The sequence below is a fragment of the Burkholderia sp. USMB20 genome, assembly GCF_000949135.2.
GTDB lineage: Bacteria > Pseudomonadota > Gammaproteobacteria > Burkholderiales > Burkholderiaceae > Burkholderia.
This window is the reverse complement of the sequence record NZ_JTAN02000017.1, coordinates 1-19176: the sequence shown is the minus strand read 5'-3', so window position 1 is coordinate 19176 and position 19176 is coordinate 1. Positions and strand designations below refer to the sequence as shown.

The 19176-nt window shown below is 66.5% G+C and carries 19 protein-coding genes; 11 read left to right on the top strand and 8 right to left on the bottom strand.

Features of this window, described 5'->3' with window-relative positions; all coding sequences use genetic code 11:
• Positions 1-92: 92 nt before the first annotated feature.
• The 7 genes from PL79_RS20320 (at position 93) to PL79_RS20295 (ending at position 6237) form a co-directional block, all read left to right on the top strand.
• A complete protein-coding gene (locus PL79_RS20320; RefSeq protein WP_044843518.1) occupies positions 93-1019 on the top strand; it encodes a LysR family transcriptional regulator in 927 nt (308 codons plus the stop codon).
• Positions 1020-1136: 117 nt separating this feature from the next.
• Positions 1137-2339 carry a YbfB/YjiJ family MFS transporter gene (locus PL79_RS20315; RefSeq protein WP_044843622.1) on the top strand — a complete coding sequence of 401 codons (1203 nt, stop codon included), beginning with the start codon at positions 1137-1139 and terminating at the stop codon, positions 2337-2339.
• Complete coding sequence (locus tag PL79_RS20310) at positions 2336-3595, top strand: MFS transporter (protein WP_044843517.1); 1260 nt, start codon at positions 2336-2338, stop codon at positions 3593-3595. The genes PL79_RS20315 and PL79_RS20310 overlap by 4 nt, the downstream gene beginning before the upstream one ends.
• Before the next feature lie 279 nt (positions 3596-3874).
• A complete protein-coding gene (locus PL79_RS20305) occupies positions 3875-4975 on the top strand; it encodes an NAD(P)H-dependent flavin oxidoreductase (RefSeq protein ID WP_044843516.1) in 1101 nt (366 codons plus the stop codon).
• Between the two features lie 168 nt (positions 4976-5143).
• A complete protein-coding gene (locus PL79_RS20300) occupies positions 5144-5515 on the top strand; it encodes a GFA family protein (RefSeq protein ID WP_044843515.1) in 372 nt (123 codons plus the stop codon).
• Positions 5512-5655 carry a hypothetical protein gene (locus tag PL79_RS36190; protein ID WP_185500367.1) on the top strand — a complete coding sequence of 48 codons (144 nt, stop codon included), beginning with the start codon at positions 5512-5514 and terminating at the stop codon, positions 5653-5655. The genes PL79_RS20300 and PL79_RS36190 overlap by 4 nt, the downstream gene beginning before the upstream one ends.
• A 126-nt stretch (positions 5656-5781) precedes the next feature.
• Complete coding sequence (locus PL79_RS20295) at positions 5782-6237, top strand: MarR family winged helix-turn-helix transcriptional regulator (RefSeq protein WP_044843621.1); 456 nt, start codon at positions 5782-5784, stop codon at positions 6235-6237.
• A 124-nt stretch (positions 6238-6361) separates the two neighbouring features.
• On the opposite strand, the gene PL79_RS20290 is transcribed toward PL79_RS20295, so the two are convergent.
• The 6 genes from PL79_RS20290 to PL79_RS20265 all read right to left on the bottom strand — a co-directional run bounded on the left by PL79_RS20290 (position 6362) and on the right by PL79_RS20265 (position 9613).
• The gene (locus PL79_RS20290) at positions 6362-7105 is read right to left on the bottom strand and encodes a GNAT family N-acetyltransferase (RefSeq protein WP_044843514.1); all 744 of its coding nucleotides are present in this window, start codon (positions 7103-7105) and stop codon (positions 6362-6364) included.
• Between the two features lie 140 nt (positions 7106-7245).
• On the bottom strand, positions 7246-7575 hold the full coding sequence (locus PL79_RS20285; protein WP_044843513.1) for a DUF4148 domain-containing protein: 330 nt from the start codon (positions 7573-7575) through the stop codon (positions 7246-7248).
• A gap of 72 nt (positions 7576-7647) precedes the next feature.
• Positions 7648-7974: a DUF4148 domain-containing protein gene (locus tag PL79_RS20280; RefSeq protein WP_044843620.1), complete on the bottom strand. Its 327-nt coding sequence runs from the start codon at positions 7972-7974 to the stop codon at positions 7648-7650.
• A 90-nt stretch (positions 7975-8064) separates the two neighbouring features.
• Positions 8065-8394, bottom strand: coding sequence for a DUF4148 domain-containing protein (locus PL79_RS20275; RefSeq protein WP_044843512.1), 330 nt, complete (start codon positions 8392-8394; stop codon positions 8065-8067).
• A gap of 63 nt (positions 8395-8457) precedes the next feature.
• Positions 8458-8877, bottom strand: coding sequence for an organic hydroperoxide resistance protein (locus PL79_RS20270; protein WP_044843511.1), 420 nt, complete (start codon positions 8875-8877; stop codon positions 8458-8460).
• 271 nt (positions 8878-9148) lie between these two features.
• On the bottom strand, positions 9149-9613 hold the full coding sequence (locus PL79_RS20265; protein ID WP_044843510.1) for a RidA family protein: 465 nt from the start codon (positions 9611-9613) through the stop codon (positions 9149-9151).
• Positions 9614-9952: 339 nt separating this feature from the next.
• Here PL79_RS20265 and PL79_RS20260 point away from each other — a divergent pair, with 339 nt between their 5' ends.
• Positions 9953-10885, top strand: coding sequence for a LysR family transcriptional regulator (locus PL79_RS20260; protein WP_044843509.1), 933 nt, complete (start codon positions 9953-9955; stop codon positions 10883-10885).
• A 123-nt stretch (positions 10886-11008) separates the two neighbouring features.
• On the opposite strand, the gene PL79_RS20255 is transcribed toward PL79_RS20260, so the two are convergent.
• Positions 11009-11716, bottom strand: coding sequence for an SDR family NAD(P)-dependent oxidoreductase (locus PL79_RS20255; RefSeq protein ID WP_044843508.1), 708 nt, complete (start codon positions 11714-11716; stop codon positions 11009-11011).
• A gap of 779 nt (positions 11717-12495) precedes the next feature.
• Complete coding sequence (locus tag PL79_RS20250) at positions 12496-13968, bottom strand: efflux transporter outer membrane subunit (protein ID WP_442861564.1); 1473 nt, start codon at positions 13966-13968, stop codon at positions 12496-12498.
• 92 nt (positions 13969-14060) lie between these two features.
• On the opposite strand from PL79_RS20250, the gene PL79_RS20245 reads away from it, so the two are divergent.
• The 3 genes from PL79_RS20245 to PL79_RS20235 all read left to right on the top strand — a co-directional run bounded on the left by PL79_RS20245 (position 14061) and on the right by PL79_RS20235 (position 18977).
• Positions 14061-14678 (top strand): TetR/AcrR family transcriptional regulator, encoded by a 618-nt coding sequence (locus PL79_RS20245; protein ID WP_044843507.1) that lies wholly within the window; start codon positions 14061-14063, stop codon positions 14676-14678.
• Positions 14679-14754: 76 nt separating this feature from the next.
• Positions 14755-15882 (top strand): efflux RND transporter periplasmic adaptor subunit, encoded by a 1128-nt coding sequence (locus PL79_RS20240; RefSeq protein ID WP_044843506.1) that lies wholly within the window; start codon positions 14755-14757, stop codon positions 15880-15882.
• Positions 15879-18977 carry an efflux RND transporter permease subunit gene (locus tag PL79_RS20235; RefSeq protein ID WP_044843505.1) on the top strand — a complete coding sequence of 1033 codons (3099 nt, stop codon included), beginning with the start codon at positions 15879-15881 and terminating at the stop codon, positions 18975-18977. Before PL79_RS20240 ends, PL79_RS20235 begins: the two co-directional genes overlap by 4 nt.
• Positions 18978-19176: the final 199 nt, after the last annotated feature.

Sequence of the window (19176 nt, the reverse complement as noted above, 5' to 3'; positions counted from 1 at the left end):
CCGCGCTGCCCCCGCGTTGCGCAACGCGTACGGTAGACTGCTCGCTGGCTTTTCCCGCCCACGACACGAACCCACGCGCCCCCGCACACGACATGGACCGAATCGATGCGATGAAGGTGTTCGTCGCCACGCTCGACGAGGGCAGCCTCGCGGGCGCGAGCCGCCGCCTGGGCCGCTCGCCGGCGGCCGTCAGCCGCGCGCTCGCGTTTCTCGAGGAACACACGGGCACCGCGCTGCTGTACCGGACCACCCGGACGATCCGTTTGAGCGAAGCCGGTGAACGTTACGCGGCAGCGTGCCGCCGCATCCTCGCGGATCTCGAGGAAGCCGACATGCTGATCGCCGACGAACGCTCGGCGCCGCGCGGCCTGCTGACGATCACCGCACCGGTCGCCGCGGGCGAAGACGTGCTGCGTGCGCTCATCGACGAATTCATCGACCGCCATCCGGCCGTGTCGATTCGCCTGCAACTGCTCGACCGTCCCGTCAGCCTGATCGACGAGGGCATCGACGTCGCGCTGCGCATCGCGCACCTGAGCGATTCGACGCTCGTCGCGATGCCGGTCGGTGCGGTGCGGCGTGTCGTCGTCGCGTCGCCGGACTACCTTGCGAACCATCCGCCGATTACCGCGCCGGCCGATCTCGCCCGGCACCGGATCATCTCGATGACGCACTTCGGGCTCGATTCGTGGAGCTTTCCGCCGTCCGCGCCGTCGGCGCTGCCACAGGTGGTCCAGTTCGCGCCGCGCTTCATCGTCAACACGATCCGCGGCGCCCTCGCGTCGGCGCTCGCCGGTCACGGCGTCACGCGGCTGTTCTCGTATCACGTTGCGGAGCCGGTGCGGGACGGCGCGCTGCGCATCGTGCTGCGCGACAGCGAGCACGCGCCGCTGCCGATTCATCTGGTCACGCCTTACGGACGCCTGTCGGTGCCGAAGGTGCGGACGTTCGTCGATTTCGCCGCGCCGCGATTGCGCGAGCATTTCGCGCAGCTGGCGGCCATCACCGACGGAGATTGAATCGCGTTACGGAAGAATGGCTTCCGTGCTGCATGGATTCTCCCGATACCCGGTTCAATCTAGACTTCCATCAACCGGCGGATGCGCGTGCATCCGCCCAGCGAATGGGAGGTCTCCATGCAACAAGCGCTTCTCGACCGGCCGCACGCCCCCGCATTCAACGTGTGGCGCGGCACGGTGTCCGGCGCCAGTGCGAGCCTGATCGGCATCGGCCTGGCGCGCTTTGCGTACACGCCGCTCTTGCCGGCGATCATCGGTGCGCACTGGTTTCCCGCGTCCACCGCCGCGTATCTCGGGGCGGCCAACCTCGGCGGCTATCTGGCCGGCGCGCTGGTCGCCGGCACGCTCGCGCGCCGCGCCGGCTCGACCGCCGTGCTGCGCGCGATGATGCTGCTCGCGACGCTCGCATTCGTCGCGTGCGCGGCGCCCGTGTCGTTCCTGTGGTTCTTCGTGTGGCGGTTCGCGTCCGGCCTGTCGGGCGGGGCGCTGATGGTGCTCGCGGCGCCGGCGATCCTCACGCACGTGCCGCCGTCGCGGCGCGGTTTCGCGAGCGGCGGCATCTTCACCGGGATCGGGCTCGGCATCGCGGCATCGGGCACGATCGTGCCGATCCTGCTGCGGCAAGGGCTCACCGTCACGTGGCTTGGGCTCGCGATCGTGTCGCTGCTGCTGACCGCCGTCGCGTGGCGCGGCTGGCCGGCCGACGACGCACAGCCCGCAGCCGCCGCGGCGCATGCCGCGCACGCGCGCAACCTGCCGGCCGGCAGCCTGCGCGCGCTGTACGTCGAATACGGGCTCAACGCGGTCGGGCTCGTCCCGCACATGATCTTCCTCGTCGACTACGTCGCGCGCGGACTCGGCAAGGGCGTCGACGCGGGCGCGCAGTACTGGGTGCTGTACGGCCTCGGCGCGATCGTCGGGCCGCTCGCGTGCGGGCATCTGGCCGACCGTGCGGGCTTCGGCCGCGCACTGCGGATCGCATTCGCGATCGAAGCCGTCGCGGTCGCGCTGCCGCTGCTCGGCCTGGGCCCGGCCGCGCTGATCGTGTCGAGCCTGCTCGTCGGCGCGTTCACGCCCGGCATCGTGCCGCTCGCGCTGGGCCGCGTAAACGAGCTGCTCGCGCATCATCCGTCGGTCGCGAAGCGCGCATGGCGCAGCGCGACGACCAGCTTCGCGATCATGCAGGCGGTCGCCGCCTACGGTCTGTCGTACCTGTTCGCATCGAGCGGCGGCCGTTACGAAGCGCTGTTCGGCGTCGGCACCGCCGCGCTGTTGCTGGCGCTCGCGGTCGACGTGATCTCCTCGGCGAGGGCGCGATGAGCACGACCGCCCACCCACCGGCCGCCGCACACGCCGGCCGCTCGAGCGCCGGCTACGCCGAACGCAATGCGCGCTACTGGCGCCGCAATCTCGCCGTGTGCGTGTTCGGGTCGTTCACGACGCTCGTGAGTCTCAGCATGCTGCTGCCGTTCCTGCCGCTGTACGTGCGGCAGCTCGGCGTCGACGCGCAGTCGGCCGTGATCCAGTGGTCGGGTGTCGCGTTCGGCGCGACGTTTCTCGGCACGGCCGTCACCGCACCGCCGTGGGGCCGCCTCGCGGACCGCTTCGGCCGCAAGCCGATGCTCGTGCGCGCGGCACTCGGGATGGCCGTCGTGATGTCGCTGATCGGCGTCGCGCACAACGTGGTGGAACTCGTGGCACTGCGGCTGATCGCCGGGCTCGTCGGCGGCTATGCGTCCGCGTCGACCGTGATGGTCGGCACCCAGGCGCCGCGCGAACGCGCGGGCTGGGCGCTCGGCATCCTGTCGACCGGCGCGCTCGCGGGCAATCTCGTCGGGCCGCTCGTCGGCGGCCTGCTGCCGGGCTGGCTCGGCATTCGCGGCACGTTTTTCGCGGGTGGCGCGATGATCGCCGTTGCCGCGCTGCTGACGATCGTCGTCGTGAAGGAGGACTTCGATCCGGCCACCGACGCGCACGCGCGGCACGCCCGCGCAACGTCGGCGAACCCGGCCCGGCGCACCGATCGCGTGGCGGTCGCCGCGCTGCTCGTGACGGCGATGATGGTGCTGCTCGCGAACATGTCGATCGAGCCGATCATCACGGTCTATATCGGCGGGCTCGGCGTGGACGGCAGTCATCTGGCGCGCATCGCCGGCGTCGTGATGGCCGGCTCCGCACTCGGCAGCATGCTGACCGCCGCGCGGCTCGGCGCGCTCGCCGACCGGATCGGCAGCTGGAACGTGATCGTCGGCTGCCTGCTGCTGACCGCGCTCGCGATGCTGCCGCAGGCGTTCGTCACGCACTGGTGGCAGCTCGCCGCGCTGCGCGTGCTGATGGGGATGACGCTCGCCGGGTTGCTGCCATCGATCGGCAAGCTGGTCCGGCAGTCGGTCGACGAGCGCGCGACGGGCCAGATGCTCGGCTACCTGCAGTCCGCGCAGTTCGGCGGGCAGGTGATCGGCCCGGTGATCGGCGGCCAGATCGGCGTCGCGCTCGGCCTGCATTCGGTGTTCTTCGTGACGGCCGCGCTGCTGGCGGCCTGCGCGGCCCTCGCATATCGGGTGCGCAGCCGGTAGAAGCGCTGCGCGCTGACCCGCGGGCGGCGCTCTGGCGTAGCATGGGCGCAGTTGCGGGACGGCCGGTTCGCACGCCGTGCGGAGGCGATGCCGCAACCACGCGTCGCGACGGCCGCGTCGTCGTTTGGTCAGCCGCCGTACCCGGCACCGCTTTCGCATTCGCATGACAGGGTCCCCGCGACGCACCGCGCATGCGCGACGTCGCCGGACCCACCCAAGCCGCTTCGGCCGGCAGCCGGCCCGAGCCTTCCGATCCCGGACGTTGCAGGAGGCAACGACATGAATCGACCGACCGACAACCGGACGCTGCTGCGCACGCTCGGCGTCCGCACTCCGATCATCCAGGCGCCGATGGCCGGCGTCAGCACGCCCGCGCTGGCGGCTGCCGTGTCGAACGCGGGCGGGCTCGGCTCGCTCGGCGTCGGCGCGACGAACGCCGACGGCGCGCGCAAGATGATCCGCGACACGCGCGCGCTCACCGACCGGCCGTTCAACATCAACCTGTTCTGCCACCAGCCGGCCCGTGCCGATGCCGCCGTCGAACGCGCGTGGCTCGAGTGGCTCGCGCCGGTGTTCCGCGAATACGGCGCGACGCCGCCGCCGGCGCTGTCGGAGATCTACACGAGCTTCGTCGCGGACGATGCGATGCTCGCGATGTTGCTCGAGGAAAAACCGGCGGTCGTGAGCTTTCATTTCGGGTTGCCGTCCGACGAGGCGATCGCGATGCTCAAGCGCGCCGGCATCACGCTGTTCGCGTCCGCGACGCATCCCGACGAAGCCCGCCAGATCGCCGCGGCCGGCATCGATGCGATCGTCGCGCAGGGCATCGAGGCCGGCGGGCATCGCGGCGTATTCGACTCGACGGCGCACGACGACCGGCTCGGCACGTTCGCGCTGACGCGACTGCTCGTGCGCGAATGCGCGCTGCCGGTGATCGCCGCCGGCGGCATCATGGACGGCGACGGCATCGCCGCGGCGCTCGCGCTCGGTGCGCAGGCCGCGCAACTCGGCACGGCGTTCGTCGCGTGTCCGGAAACGTCGATCGACGACGGTTATCGCCGCGCGATCCTCGGCGACGCGGCGCACCGCACGACCTTCACGACCGCGATCTCCGGCCGTGTCGCGCGCGGCATCGCGAACCGGCTGACCGCGCTCGGCGACGATCCGCACGCACCGGCGACGCCCGCCTATCCGATCGCGTACGACGCCGGCAAGGCGCTGCACGCGGCCGCGAAGGCGAAGGGCGAGTTCGGCTACGGCGCGCAGTGGGCAGGGCAGGCGGCGCCGCTCGTGCGGTCGCTGCCGGCGGCGGAACTGTTCGCGACGCTCGAGCGCGAGACGCGGGCGGCCATCGCGCGGCTGCAGCACGCGCTGGACTGAGTGCAGGATCACGCGGCGCGCGGCGGACGCGCCGGAAGGCGCGGAAATCCGCACCGTTCGCGACAAAATTGCAATGCTCTGTGTCTGCGCACCGCGCGGATACAGAGCGATACAACGCGTCCGCCCGGGTTCGTTATAAAGCAGACATCACCTCTCGAGGAGCACGACATGTCTGCTACATGGTTCAACGGATCCTGCCATTGCGGCGCCGTGAAATTCCAGGTCCGGACCGCGCTTGCGCCGGCCGTTCGCTGCAACTGCAGCCTTTGCCGCCGTCGCGGCGCGCTGATGAGCCCGATGTTCCCCGCCGCCGACCTGAAGATCGTCGCAGGCGAGGACGCGCTGACGACCTACCGTTTCAACACGCGCACGGCCCGTCACTTTTTCTGCAGCCGGTGCGGCGTCTACCCGTTTCATCAGACGCGCAAGGATCCCGCGTGCTGGCGCGTCAATCTCGGCTGCCTCGAAGGCGTCGATCCGTATGCGCTCGACGCGACCGTCGCCGACGGCGCGAGCCTGTCCGTCGTGGAGGATGCATGAAACGCTGGCTGACGATCCTGCTGTTCGCCGCGGGCGGCCTCGCGACCGAAATCGCGCATCCGGTGCAGTGTTCGCTGCTGTCGATCAGCCGGCAACGGCACGGCGAGCGCCGGGGCCGGAACGACGGCGATCGAGCCTGAGCGTGAGCGGGCATCGCTCGCGTCGCGTGCTGTCAATCGGAAACGATAATCATGCTTCCGATAAGATCGCACGCGATATATAATGCATTCATCTGCGACACGCTCCCGTGTCGATGGAGGATGCTCATGAAACCGACCGAAACCCAATCGCCCGCCACGCCGAAGCTTTCCGAGTTCCTGTGCTTTGCGATCTACTCGACGAACCTCGCGTTCGGCAAGGCCTACAAGCCGATCCTCGAGGAGCTCGGCCTCACGTACACGCAATACATCACGATCATTGCGCTGTGGGAGGAGGGCGACCAGACGGTCGGGCAGCTCGGCGAAAAGCTGTTCCTCGAATCGAACACGCTGACGCCGATCCTGAAGAAGCTCGAGGCGATGGGCTATCTGGAACGGCACCGCGATCCGTCGGACGAGCGCCAGGTGGTCGTGAGCCTGACGAAAAGCGGTCGCCGCGTGCGCGAGAAGGGGCTCGACATGAATCTCGTCGAAGCCACCGGGCTCAAACCCGACGAATTCGCGAAGATGCAGAAGGCGATCGTCACGCTGCGCGGCAACCTGATCGATTCGATCGACGAGTAAACCACGAACAGCGTGGCCGCCGGCTCGATGTCGAGCCGGCGATACGATTGCAGCCGGCTTGCTCCACGATTTCCATGCTTTTCCGGCCGTCCGGACCGACTTTTGCAATGCTGCGCTCGGTTGCTTACGGTTGACGCTCGGGCTGGCCCGTCCCGGTATCCTCACGCCCCAACACCAGCAATTGCATGTCGCGACGGATCGTGAAACCGAGCGCCAGATAGCGCTCGATTGCGACGCGATTCGACGACAGCACATGCAGAAACGGCGTTTCCGCCCGCGCGCGAATCCGAGCGATCAATGCGCGGATCAGTCCGGCCGCGAGGCCCTGGCCGCGAAAGGCGGGATCCACGCACACGGCGCTGATCTCCGTATGGCCGCCGGCAGTCAGTCGCTGACCGGCCATCGCCACGAGCCGTCCTTCTCTCCGTACACCGAGATAGCCACCGAATTCGATCGTGCGCGGGCCGAACGGACCCGGCTCCGTCGCCGCGATCAGTTCGAGCATGGCCGGTACGTCGCCGTCGGTCAGCCGGACATGCTCCAGCGGCTGCGCATCGTCAGGCGTTCCCTGCCAGATCATCTGATGCAGCACCGCGCGCCGGACCACGGAACATCCGCCCGGCGTCGGGATCTCGTCAGGCGTGACCAGTGCCGCGGGCCCGTGCGTGTCGATCAATGCGCGCAACGCGTCGAAAGCGGCGGGGCTGCGCTCGGCGAGGCCGGCAAACGGCGCGAGTTCGGGAGGAAAGCGCCGCGCGCGCTCGTCGCCGAGCGCAAAACGCTGCTGCTCGCCGGCGAGCGCATGCCACACGGCGTTGTCGAGCGGATGCGCTCCGCTTCCTTCGTTCCCCGTCGTTGCTTGCCGCATTGCCTGCTCCCTTATTGAAGGTCGTTCGTCGCACAGCATAGACGCGATCGTCCATTCAGGTCTCAGACGAACAAAATCGCATGCGATTATATCGCATACGCTTTATTTGATGGATGACGTCGTCGATTTCGGCGCGGCGCTCAATGACCGAAGTAGATCGAGCGCTCGGCCGTGCGAACGACGTTCCGGCGGCCGGCTTGCGTCGCGCCGTCGGCGTCGCTGCCGTAACCGGATGCGTCGGTATCGGCCGCTGTCGCAGCGTTGTCGCGAACCCTCTTCAGCGCGGCCTGCAGATTCTCCGGATAGTTCGGATCGTTCGGGCGATTCGGCAGGTAGCCGGCCTTCTGGAGCGCGGCCAGTTCCGCCCGCACCTGCGCGCGCGTGACGGTGCTTTCGGTCGCGAATGCCGGTGCGGCAGCGGAAGCCGACACGGCGACGAGCAGGGCAGCAATCAGTTGGGTCTTCATCATTTACCTCGACAGAAAAGAGTGATCGGAGTGTGGGCGTCGCACGCCGACAACGGGCGCCGATCGCGGTTTCATTCAATGGCCGAAGTAGATCGAGCGCTCGGCGACACGCGTGACGAGACGGCTGCCCGACTGCGTGCCGGCTGCCGCGTCGCTGCCGTAACCGGACGTCGCCGTATCGGCTGCGGCGGTGTCGTTCGCATGGATACGCGTCAACGCGGCCTGCAGGTCGTCCGGATAGTGCGGATCGTTCGCGCGGCCCGGCACATAGCCGGCTTGCTGCAGCTGGGCGAGCTCGGCACGCACTTGCGCACGCGTCACGACGGCTTCATTGGCAAAGGCGGGTGCGGCAACGGCGGCGGATACGGCAACGAGAAGGGCAGCGATCACTTGGGTTTTCATCATTTACCTCGACAGATTCAATGGAAAGAAACGGGGCGTTCAGGCGTGTGCGGCATGTCGGCGCGATTCGTCCGGAATCGCGGATCGCGCTCAACGACCGAAATAGACCGAACGCTCGGCCATCTGCACGACCGCGCGTCGGCCCGACTGCGTCGACGCGACTGCGTCGACGCCGTAGCCCGCGTTCGACGGTGCGTTGGCCACCGCGTCGTCCGCATGGATCTGCGTCAGCGCGGCCTGCAGGTTGTCCGGGTAGGTCGCGTCGCTGGCGCGGTTCAGCGGGTAGCCGGTCCGTTCGAGCTGCACGAGTTCGGCGCGCACTTGCGCACGCGTCACGACGGCTTCACTGGCGAAGGCCGGCGCGGCAACGGCAGCGGACACGGCGACGAGCAGGGCGGCGATCAGTTGAGTCTTCATCATTTACCTCGACAAGAAAATGGCAGGAGATTCGGGAGGGCGGCGCCTGGCCGCCCGATTCAACGTTCAGACGATGCGGATTTCGACGTCGATGTTGCCGCGCGTCGCTTTCGAGTACGGGCAGGTCTGATGCGCGGTGTCGACGATGTGCTGCACGACGTAACGGTCGAGCCCCGGCGCGCTCACGTTCAGGCGGGCCTGCAGGAAGTACGCGTTGCCGCCCATGCCCAGGTCCACTTCCGCATCGACCGCGAGATCGGCCGGCAGCGTGACCTTCGCCGCACGTGCCGCGAGCTGCATCGCGCCGATGAAGCAGGCCGACCAGCCGGCCGCGAACAGTTGTTCCGGATTCGTGCCGGTTCCGGCGGTGCCCGGCGACGACAGCTGGATGTCGAGGCGACCGTCGGAACTGCGCGCCGCGCCGTCGCGGCCGCCGGAAGTCGTATGCGTCTTGCCCGTGTACAGCACTTTTTCGATCTTGCTCATCGTTCACTCCGTCAGGTTGGAAGGTTCTATCTAATGCGATTCGATCGCATGCGATGCAGTTTGGTCGAGACGCCGAACCTCGTCAAGCGGATTCGATTAAATCGCATGCGATATTTTGTATTCCAATGTATCTAGATCGTGTACGGCCTTGCCGGGCAAGGATGTGCGGTGTTCCATCCCTTATATCGAAAAGATCGCGTCCCACGGAATTCCAGTCACCGGCAGGGCGGCCGCCGTCGGAACGGCGGCTGCCCGCGCAACGGCAACGCGGCTACGCCGGCCGGATTTCGGCGATCACGACCAGAATCACGGCTGCGTCGGCCGGCAACTGGCGCTGGGAAAACGCCGAGCGCGCGTGTCCGGCCTTGTCGCCGAGCACGGAGGCGAACAGATCGGAGGCGCCGTCGATCACGGCCGGCTGGCCGAAAAAGCCGTCCGCCGACGCAACGTGCCCCTCGACACGCACGATGTGATGCAGGCGGTCGAACCCGCCGAGGTGCTTGCGGATCTGCGCAAGCACGTTCAGCGCGGCGAGTTGCGCCGCATGCCGCCCGTCGTCGACGCTCAGCCGTTCACCGACGCGGCCTGTATAGGCAACCTTGCCGTCGACGAGCGGCAGTTGTCCGGAGATGAACAACAGGTTGCCGGCTTCGCTGACGGCCGTGTAGCTGCCGAGCGGTTGCGGCGGTTCGGGTAACGTGAGGCCGAGTTCGGCCAGCTTCTGTTCGATCGTCATCGCTTGCTCCTTCGGGGAAAATTGAGAGGCGCCCAGGCTCGGAAGATTCACTCGCACGGGTCTCTGGCAGTCACTCTATTGAGGCGATCGAAGCCGGTAAATATCGTTCGCGCAATTGAATCGACACGCGATGTAACGAATCGCGCGCGGCGCAATGTGGCGCGAACGGTTGCCGGCGACGGTCGTCGGTACGCTGGTTTCCCGGCCGGGATTCATGCACACTCGCTGCTTCAGCGTCACGCGACGAAACGGCGCGCGCCGGCTCGCCGCGAGCGCGATTCCGTGATGCCTACGTTCGCGTTGCCGGCCACGCCACGCACGAAGCAGCAGGAGCGCCCCATGCAGAGAAAATTCGACGACCTGCTGCTCGGCAGCATCGAGCTGTTCTGCCTGGCCGCGGAACTCGGCAGCTTCACGCTCGCGGCGACGGCTGCGAGCGTCACGCCGGCCGCGGTCAGCCGCTCGGTCGCGCGCCTCGAGGAGCGTCTCGGCGTACGCCTGTTCGTGCGGACGACACGGCAGATCCGCCTGACCGATTCCGGCCGGCGCTATTTCGAGCAATGCCGTGATGCGCTGTCGCAACTCGTCGACGCCGAGCGCGAAGCGACGGGCCAGCAGGCCACGCCGGCCGGCGTGCTACGCATCAGCATGCCGACGCCGTACGGACACTATCGCGTGTTGCCGCTGTTACCCGCGTTTCGCGAGCGATATCCGGACGTGCGCGTCGAAACGCATCTGAGCAACCGCAACATCGACTTCGCCGAGGAGGGTTTCGATCTTGCGATCCGCGGCCGCGCGCCGGCGGATTCGAGCCTGGTCGCGCGCAAGCTGGAGGATGCGGAACTCGTTGTCGTCGCGACGCCCGGCTACCTGAAACGCGCCGGCGTGCCGCGCGCCGTCGACGATCTGCACGCGCACGAATGCATCCAGTTCGAGCTCCCGAGCAGCGGCCGGCCGGTTCCGTGGTTGTTCAACGACGGCTCGGCGGAAATCGACGTCGCGACGACCGGCGGCTACGGCACGTCGGGCGACGTCCTCGCCGGCGTCACGCTCGCGCGCAGCGGTGCGGGCCTGTTCCAGACCTATCGCTTCATCGTCGACCGGGATCTGCGCGAGGGCACGCTCACGGAGGTGCTGTCCGGCCAGGGCGGCCGGTCGCGGCCGTTCATGCTGCTGTATCCCCATGCGCGCTATCTGTCTTCGCGCGTGCGCGTCTTCGTCGACTTTCTCGTCGAACATCTGCAACAGGCGCCCGGCAAGCGGGCGCGCTAGCTGCGTCTGGGGGAATGCCGGCAACGGGGCAGAGCGGGGCGCGAATGGCGCGGCTGCGCCGTTGCCGGGCCGCCGCTCACCATTTGCCCCCTTTGCCCCGGCGCAGTCTCCCATCGTCGCCGCTCAATGCCCGGCGCTCTGGCCGCCATCCACGTGCAGGATCTCGCCCGTAACGAACGGCGCCGAATCGAGATACAGGATCGCGCCGACGATGTCGCTCATCTCGCCCATCCGGCCGACCGGATGCAGCGAAGCGAGCGTCGCGTGCGTGTCGGGCGCATGCATCGGCGACTTGATGATGCCGGGGGACACGGCATTCACGCGGATGCCGGCCTTCGCGTACTCGATTGCGAGCGACTTCGTCGCCGCATTGAGCCCGCCTTTCGTCAGCGACGCGAGCACCGACGGCACGTTGCTGTTCGCGTGGTCAACGAGGCTCGTCGTGATGCTGACCACGTGTCCGCCGCCGTTGCGCTGCATCGCCGCGATCGCGCGCTGCGTGACGTGGAAGAACCCGTCCAGGTTCACACGGGTGATGGTCGCATAGTCGTCCGCGGTGTATTGCGTGAACGGCTTCGCGATGAACACGCCGGCGTTGTTGACGAGCGTGTCGACCCGGCCGAAGCGCTCGAGTGCGGTATCGACCACCCGCCGCGCGACAGCCGGGTCGCCGATGTCGCCCGCGACGGTGACCAGATCGGGATCGTCCGACGCGCCGATCGAACGGGACGTCGCGACCACCCGATGACCGTGGGCGCGGAATGCGTTGACTGTCTCCGCGCCGATGCCTTGCGATGCGCCGGTGACGATGATGACTTTGGATGTGCTCATGATATGCCTCGACAGGTGACTGGTTTTCGGCGTTGGTGCCGACCGGATCGATGAATCCGATGGACCAGACTTTAGGCGCGTCGCGCCGGAGTTCGAACACCCACCGTGGACCAACAGTCTTGCGTCGCGGGAACAAATGCGGGAAAGAACGGGGCGGCCGCGACGGCGATCGTTGCGGCGGAAGGGGAATCGAGGCGGCTGCGAACGAAGCTTCGAGCGAGGCTGCAATCGTGGGCGACACCGCGCGTCGAATCGCTGTGAAATCCGGGATTCGTGCGAGGAAGTGCTGTCAATGCCGCGCGATGGTGTGCTCGGACACGTCGGGTACTTCGATGGTTTATCAGATCTATCCGGATAACTTTTCTTATCACAATAGCATCGATATAAATCGAAACCGGCGAGTACGAAAACGCGTCTGAACGGTCCGTACGTCTCCGTTTTCTCGCTTACGTCGGCCGCCGACTCAAGCCTCGGAGAACAGTCGGGCAAGGTGCGGTTCGAGATCGGGGAGAGCATCTGCGTGCCGATCTCCGAGCCGGTCTGGCGTCGAGGGCTTGGGTTCCGCGACCAACCTGGCCGATCTCTGACCGCCCCGATACCGCGGCAGATCGATGGACGACGCCTTGATCATCGCCATCGAATTGCTGCACATCGCATTCCGCGTGCGCTTTGGACGAAAGACCGAATCCCCCGGGCAATCGAGTCGCCCGTGGTCCGCTATTGCGCGAACCAGGAACGTGCGCAGGCGCCATTGCGCGCGCCAGTGCAGGGCGGCGGCGTCAGCGTGAGCTCAGCGTCGTCTGCGCATCGTGCGATGCCGGGTCCCAGCCGCCGCCGAGCGCCTTGAACGTCGAGATCGCTGCACGAGCGGATTCCGTCTGTGCCTGTGCACGCGCGTCGGCGGCCTGGAGCAGGGTCTCGTTGGCGTGCAATACGTCGATGAAACTCGCTGCACCGCTGCGGTACGCGGTCATCGACGAATCCTTGGCGCGGGAGAACGACGACTCGGCATGCGACAGCGTGGCAGCCTGCGCCTCTCGATTCACCAATGACGAGAGCGAGTTTTCGACGTCCTCGGAGGCGCGGAGCACGGCCTGCCGATATGCTGCGAGCGCCTGCGCGTCGGCGCCTTTCGCCGCGTCGACATCGGCACCGATGCGCGCGAAATCGAACAGTCGCCAGCGCAGCCCGACGAGGCCGGCCGCCTGGTTGGCGCCGCCCGAGAACAACGTACCGGCGGCGGCCGAGGTCGCGCTGCCGAGGAAGGCGTTCAGCGAGACCGTCGGGTAGTACTCGCCGATCGCAGCGCCGATGCGCGCATTGGCGGCGGCGAGGTGACGTTCGGCGGCGATCAGATCGGGACGTCTTTGCAGCAGATCGGCTGGCGTGCCCATTTCCGCGAGCGCCGGCGCGACGGGGATCGGGAAAGGCGAGCCCAGCTCTGCGCGGTGCGTGCCAGGAGGTGTACCGAGCATCACGTCGAGGGCGTTCGACGCCGCATCGAGCGCCGCGAGGAGGACGGGCACGCTGGCCTGCACCTGGTCGAGCGCACCTTGCGCCTGCTGAACCTGATAGTCGGCTGCCGCGCCCTTCGAATACAGGAGTTTCACGTCTGCGAGAAGCGCCTGCTGCGTCTGCACCTGCCGGGTCGCGATATCCAGACGGGCCTGGAGCCCTCGGATCGTGACGTAGATATCGGCAGTCTGGGCCGCGACGGCAAGCCGGGTAGCAACTGCCGCCGCCTGCGTTGCCGAGTAATCGGCGAGCGCGGCTTCACGCTGACGGCGCAGACCGCCAAAAATGTCGAACTCCCAACCGGCCTCCAGGTTGGTTTCGTACGCGGTGCCCCAGCGCTCGTACCCCGGCGTGGCATTGAGCACTCGCCCCAACGGCGTATCGACAGACTGATAGGCTCGTGCCGCCGATGCAGAAACCGAGGCCGACGGCAGGAGCGCCGCGTTGGCCGTGCCGAGGCGCGCGCGCGCCTGAGTGATTTGCGCGACGGCCTGGGCCAGGTCCAGGTTCTCGGCCAGCGCCAGCGAAACGTAATGCGTGAGCAGCGGGTCGTTGAAGCTTTCCCACCATGCGGACAGGTCGGCAACCGGAGCCTTTGCCGCGCGGGCGGGCGGCTGGGTCATGTAGTGCTGCGCCAGCGGCGCATCCGGGCGGTGGTAGTCGGGACCCACGGCGCACGCCGAAAGGGCGGCGACGCTAGTCAGGAGAACAAGTGGACGGCGCAAGGGCATGATCATCTCGGGAGCGACAACGGGAGAGGAAATATAGTGACCAATATACAATATGGTCACACGTTGTCAACTGACGAGCGTCGGACTAAGCTTGACGCATGAACAAACCGACTCCCTCCACCTCTTCGTCCCGTGGCCCCTCGGACCACGAAGTTCGCGCCCAGATCGTCGACGCCGCAACGGAATACTTCAGCCGCTACGGCTACGAAAAAACCACGGTCTCCGACCTCGCGAAGGAAATCGGGTTTTCAAAAGCCTATATTTACAAATTTTTCGACTCCAAACAGGCGATCGGTCAGGTCATCTGCGCCAATCGGCTCGCCGCGATCGTGGCCGCAGTCAGCGAAAATGTCGACGGCGCGCACGGTGCAACCGAGAAATTTCGCCGTATGTTCAAGACCTTGCTTGCGTCTGGAAGTCAGCTTTTCTTCCAGGATCGCAAGCTCTACGATATCGCCGCCGAGGCGGCCGCGTCGCCCTGGCCCTCCGTCAAAGGCTACGAGGACCAGATCCGGCAACTCATCGCCGATATCCTGCGACTCGGACGCGAAACCGGCGAATTCGAACGCAAGACCCCGCCAGACGAGGCAGTGAACGCGATCTTTCTGGTGATGAAGCCTTACTTCAATCCGTTGATGCTCCAGTACAACCTCGATGGTGCGGAAGAGGCGACGGCCCAACTCGCGAACCTCGTCCTCAGAAGTCTTGCTCCATGAATCTTGTTGTGACTATTGACTGATTTGGTCACTGGTATCAGAATGAGGTCTCCTGTTCTTTGCGAGAGGGGATCTCATGTTCCGGCGCCATCGTCTTGTCTACACATTGGGCCTGGCTTCGCTTGCGCTCGCAGCATGCGGCGAGCATCCGGCTGCTGATCCGCGTACCGAGGCGCCACTTGTGCGTACCAGCGCCGTTCACGGCGCGGCGCGTACGAGCCGGTCGTTTTCGGGTGTCGTGGGCGCCCGCGTTCAGAGCGATCTCGGTTTCCGCGTTCAGGGTAAAGTCATCGAGCGACTGGTCGACGCGGGCCAAACGGTCAAGCGCGGCCAGCCCCTGATGCGCATCGATCCGATCGATCTGGGGCTGCAGGCCCGTGCGCAGCAGAAACTCGTGGACGCTGCGCAGGCGCGCGCGACGCAGACGGCTGCCGACGAGGCGCGGTATCGGGATCTCGTCGGGGCTGGCGCGGTGTCGGCATCGACCTACGACCAGCTCAAGGCGGCGGCCGATTCCGCCAGGGCCCAGCTCGTCGCAGCGCAGGCGCAGGCCGTGCTCGCCAACAATGCTTCCGGATACGCCGTCGTCATGGCGGACGCCGACGGCGTGGTGGTCGAGACGCTGGCGGAGCCGGGCCAGGTCGTCGCGCCGGGACAAATCGTCGTGCGGCTCGCGCATGCCGGCCCCCGCGAGGCCGTCGTCCAGCTTCCCGAGACGCTGCGTCCCGCGTCCGGCTCGATTGCCGCGGCGACGCTTTACGGCGCGGACCAGAAGCCCGTTCCCGCCGTCCTGCGCCAGCTCTCCGATTCTGCGGATCGGCTGACACGAACCTACGAGGCGAGATACGTCCTCGAGGGCGCGCTCTCGAATGCACCGCTCGGCGCGACCGTGACCATCGATCTCGCCGGCAATGCCGGCCAGACACAGGCCGGCATGGTGGTGCCGGTCGGCGCCTTGTTCGATCCGGGCACGGGAACCGGCACCGGCGTCTGGACCGTCGATCGATCTCAATCGCGTGTGACCTGGCACAAGGTTCGTGTCACCGCATTGAGCGACGACAGTGCGACGGTGACTGGCGATCTTCGCGAAGGCGACCAGGTCGTCGCGCTCGGTGCCCAGTTGTTGCACGACGGAGAGCGCGTGCGTCTCGCCAACGACAAGCTGGCCGCGGCATCCGTCTCCACGCAAGGAGCAGCGCAATGAGCGGCTTCAATTTGTCGGCTCTTGCGGTGCGGGAGCGCTCGGTCACGCTGTTTCTGATCATCCTGATTTCGATCGCCGGCGTGATTGCCTTCCTGAAACTGGGGCGGGCAGAAGATCCGCCATTCACCGTCAAGTCGATGACGGTCATTACGGCATGGCCCGGCGCGACCGCGCAGGAAATGCAGGACCAGGTGGCCGAGCCGCTCGAAAAGCGCATGCAGGAGCTGCGCTGGTACGACCGGACCGAGACCTATACGCGTCCGGGGCTGGCCTTCACCACCGTGACCTTGCTCGACAGTACGCCGCCCGCGGACGTGCCCGAGGAGTTCTATCAGGCGCGCAAGAAGCTGCACGACGAAGCGGGCAACCTGCCGCCCGGCGTGATCGGCCCGCTCGTCAATGATGAGTATTCCGACGTAACGTTCGCGCTGTTCGCGCTCAAGGCGAAAGGCGAGCCGCAACGATTGCTGGTGCGCGACGCCGAGGGGTTACGCCAGCGGCTTCTTCATGTGCCGGGCGTCAAGAAGGTGAACATCATCGGCGAGCAGGCGGAACGGATCTACGTGTCGTTTTCGCACGACCGGCTCGCGACGCTCGGCGTGACCCCGCAGGAGATCTTTGCCGCGCTGAACAACCAGAACGTTCTCACGCCGGCTGGTTCGATCGATACGGCGGGCGCGCAGGTCTTCATTCGTGTCGAAGGCGCCTTCGACAAGCTGCAGACCATCCGTGACACGCCGATCGTCGTTCAGGGCCGCACACTGAAGCTCTCCGATGTGGCGACCGTCGAACGCGGTTACGAAGACCCGGCCACGTTCCAGATTCGCAACAAAGGCGAACCGGCGTTGCTCCTCGGCGTCGTGATGCGGGACGGCTGGAACGGGCTCAATCTCGGCAAGGCGCTCGACACGGAAGTCGCATCGATCAATGCCGGGCTGCCGCTGGGCGTGAGCCTCACGAAAGTGACCGACCAGGCCGTCAACATCCATTCGGCCATCGACGAATTCATGGTGAAGTTCTTTGTCGCGCTGCTCGTGGTGATGGTCGTGAGCTTCGCGAGCATGGGATGGCGTGTCGGCATCGTCGTGTCGGCGGCGGTGCCGCTGACACTCGCGGGCGTCTTCGTCGTCATGGCCGCAACGGGCAAGAGCTTCGACCGCATCACGCTCGGTTCGCTGATTCTCGCGCTCGGCCTGCTCGTCGACGACGCGATCATCGCCATCGAAATGATGGTCGTGAAAATGGAGGAGGGCTATAGCCGCGTCCAGGCATCAGCTTACGCGTGGAGCCACACGGCCGCACCGATGCTGTCGGGCACGCTGGTCACGGCTGTCGGCTTCATGCCGAATGGCTTTGCGCGCTCGACGGCCGGCGAATACACCAGCAACATGTTCTGGATCGTCGGCATCGCGCTGGTCACCTCGTGGATCGTGGCCGTCGTCTTCACACCGTATCTCGGCGTCAAGCTGTTACCCGACATCGCCGTGATCGAAGGCGGCCACGAGGCGATCTACAACACGCCGAACTACCGGCGCTTTCGCCGCTTCCTCGGGCGCGTGATCGCACGCAAGTGGATGGTCGCCGGGATCGTGGTGGCATCGTTCGTGGTCGCCGTGATGGGCATGGGGCTCGTGAAGAAGCAATTCTTCCCGACTTCCGATCGCCCGGAAGTGCTCGTCGAAGTGCAGATGCCCTATGGGACTTCGATCGAGCAGACCGCGTCGGCAACGGAAAAAGTCGAGGCATGGCTCGCGAAGCAGCCGGAAGCGCAGATCGTGACCTCGTACATCGGGCAGGGCGCTCCGCGCTTCTATCTGGCCATGTCTCCGGAACTGCCGGATTCGTCCTTCTCGAAGATCGTGATCCGCACGAATGACGAGCGCCAACGGGAAGCGCTCAAATTCCGTCTGCGCAAGGTCATCGCCGAAGGGTTGGTGCCCGGGGCGCAGGTTCGCGTCACGCAGCTGGTGTTCGGCCCTTACTCGCCTTACCCCGTCGCGTTCAGGGTCATGGGCCCGGACGCCCAGACGTTGCGCACCATCGCCGCACAGGTCGAACGGACCATGAACGCCAGCCCGATGATGCGAACGGTGAACGCCGACTGGGGGCCGCGCGTTCCCACCGTGCATTTCACGCTCGATCAAAATCGTCTCGGGGCGTTCGGACTGACGTCCAGCTCGGTCGCGCAGCAACTGCAATTCCTGCTGACCGGCATTCCCGTCACGCACGTACGCGAGGACATTCGTTCCGTGGAGCTCGTCGCGCGTTCGGCGGGCGACATCCGGCTCGACCCGCAACGGATCGACGGATTCACGCTGATCGGCGCCGCAGGGCAGCGGGTGCCGCTCTCGCAGGTCGGCAAAGTCGACATCCGCATGGAGGATCCGATCCTGCGCCGGCGCGATCGAACGCCGACGATCACCGTGCGCGGCGATATCGCCGAAGGGTTGCAGCCACCCGATGTGTCGACCGCGATGCTCGCGCAGCTTCAGCCCATCATCGCGAAGCTGCCGGGCGGCTACCGGATCGAGGAGGCCGGCTCCATCGAGGAGGCCAACAAGGCGACAACTGCGCTCGCGCCGCTGTTCCCGATCATGATCGCGCTGACGCTGCTCATCATCATTTTTCAGACCCGCTCGATTTCCGCCACGATGATGGTGTTCGCGACCAGTCCGCTGGGATTGATCGGTGTGGTGCCGACACTCCTGCTGTTCAATCAGGCATTCGGCATCAACGCATTGGTGGGACTCATTGCGCTCTCCGGCATCCTGATGCGCAACACGCTGATCCTGATCGGCCAGATCGAAGAGAACGCGCGCGCGGGCATGACGCCGTTCGATGCGGTGGTGGAGGCCACGCTGCAGCGCTCGAGGCCCGTGATCCTGACCGCGGTTGCCGCGATGCTTGCGTTCATTCCGCTGACCCATTCCGTGTTCTGGGGCACGCTGGCTTATACGCTTATCGGAGGAACATTCGCCGGAACGGTTCTGACGTTGGTGTTTCTGCCGGCTATGTACTCGATCTGGTTCAAGATCCGTCCCGGGGCAGGGGAAAACAATCCTGCGCTCGAACCCAGCGCCAGCGTGACGACGTAGGCAGGTGCGCTCCGGGCGATGACGGTCTCGCCCGGGGCCGTCGATGTGAACCAGCAACGATGCGTCCGGACGGAAGGCAACTCCGCCCGTGACATTCCGGGAGCTTCTCGCAGGCCAGCGTCGGGCCAAAATCGGCGTAGCGATCACGGATGATCGACAGCACCCGGTCAGCCGTCATGCTGTCCAATCGGTTGTTGCT